Origin of the sequence: Kitasatospora cystarginea (genome assembly GCF_039533515.1) — a bacterium.
Taxonomy (GTDB): domain Bacteria; phylum Actinomycetota; class Actinomycetes; order Streptomycetales; family Streptomycetaceae; genus Kitasatospora; species Kitasatospora cystarginea.
Window position 1 is genome coordinate 1 of record NZ_BAAATR010000146.1, and the last position, 1758, is coordinate 1758.

The following is a 1758-nucleotide window of genomic DNA, read 5'->3' on the forward strand; positions in this document are numbered from 1 at the left end:
GCGAGACCAGCAGCAACCTGCGCGCACCGTACTCGGTCACCAGATGCCGGGCGAACAGCGCACCGAGGGTGCCCGTCGCACCCGTCACCAGCACCGTACCCTCCGGGTCCAGCACCAGCGGCTCGGCCTCGGCAACCGCCGGGACCCGCGCCAGACGCGGCGCGAAGGCCGCACCCGCACGCAGCGCCAGCTGCGGCTCACCGCTCTCGACGGCACCCGACAGCAGGCCGAGCGAGGCCGGGTCCTCGTCCAGGTCGACCAGCACGATCCGGCCCGGGTTCTCCGACTGCGCCGAACGCAGCAGACCCCACACAGCGGCCGATGCCAGATCCGACACCGTCTCCTCGCCACCGGTCGCCACCGCACCACGCGTGACCACCACCAGGCGGGAACCGTCGAATGCCTCCTGGCCCAGCGAGACCTGTACGAGGTCGAGCGCCTTGCGCACGGCGGCCCGGACGTCGGCGGCCGACTGTTCGGCACCGCCGCCGAAGCCGAGCGGGAGGAACACGGTGGCGGGGGCCTGGCCGTCGGTGTCGAGGCGCGCCGCCAGGGCGCCCAGGTCCTGCGGCGTGTCGACGGCGTGGCCCGCGACGAGCATTGCGACGGCCAGCCCGAGCCGGTCGACGCCCACCACGGTGTGCCGCTCGGCGGCGCTGTCGGCGGATTCGGCCAGCGGAACGGCCGTCCACTCCACACCGAACAGCGAGTCCTTGGGCGCGGCCGCCCGGTTGCCGGTGTTCTGGAGCTGGTCGGCGGCCACTGGGCGGAGCATCAGGTTCTCCACCGCGCAGACCGGCGCGCCCGAGGCGTCGAACGCGGTCAGCGAGACGGACTCCGGGCCGGCGGGCACGATGCGCACCCGCAGTGCGGCGGCGCCGACGGCGTGCAGCGCGACACCGCTCCAGGAGAACGGGAGACGTCCCTGGCTCTCGCCGGTCGAACCGCCCAGCGCGGTGGCGTGCAGGGCCGCGTCGAGCAGCGCCGGGTGCAGGCCGAAGGCGGGCGCGGTGGCCGCCGCCTCCTCGGGCAGTGCGACCTCGGCGAAGATCTCGTCACCGCGCAGCCAGGCCGCGCCGAGACCCCGGAAGGTGGGACCGTAGCCGAAGTCGGCGGCTGCCAGGGCCTCGTAGAAGCCGGACAGCTCGACCGGCCGGGCGTCGGCCGGCGGCCAGAGGGCGGGGTCGAAGTCGGTGGTGTGTCCGCTGCGGACGGCGCCGCGCGAGGAGGAGAGCAGACCGTCGGCGTGCCGGGTCCACGGCTCCGCGTCGTCGGCGTCCTCCGGGCGGGAGTAGACGGTCAGCTGACGAGCGCCCGAGGTCTCGGGCCGTCCGACCCACAACTGCACCTGTACGCCGCCGTGTTCGGGCAGCACCAGCGGCGCCTCGAGAGTCAGCTCCGCCAGCCGGTCGCAGCCGACGTGGTCGCCCGCCCGGACGGCCAGTTCGACGAAGGCGGTGCCCGGGAGCAGCACGGTGCCGGCGACGGCGTGGTCGGCGAGCCAGGGGTGGGTCTGCAGGGAGAGCCGGCCGGAGAAGAAGAAGCCGTCACCGTCGGCGAGGGCGACGGCGGCGCCCAGCAGCGGGTGGTCGGCCGAGCCGAGACCGATCGCGCGGGCGTCGGTGACCATCGGCGTGGTGCGGTCGATCCAGTACGCCTCGCGCTGGAAGGCGTAGGTGGGCAGGTCGACGCGCTGGGCGCCGGTGCCCGCGAACACGGCCTGCCAGTCCACCTTCACGCCACGGACGTGCAGCTGGG

General features: G+C 74.8%; 1 protein-coding gene. It reads right to left on the reverse strand.

Going from position 1 to position 1758, the window contains the following annotated elements:
- On the reverse strand, window positions 1–1758 hold a 1758-nt coding region (locus ABD369_RS40460; RefSeq protein ID WP_344641639.1), incomplete at both ends, for a polyketide synthase dehydratase domain-containing protein.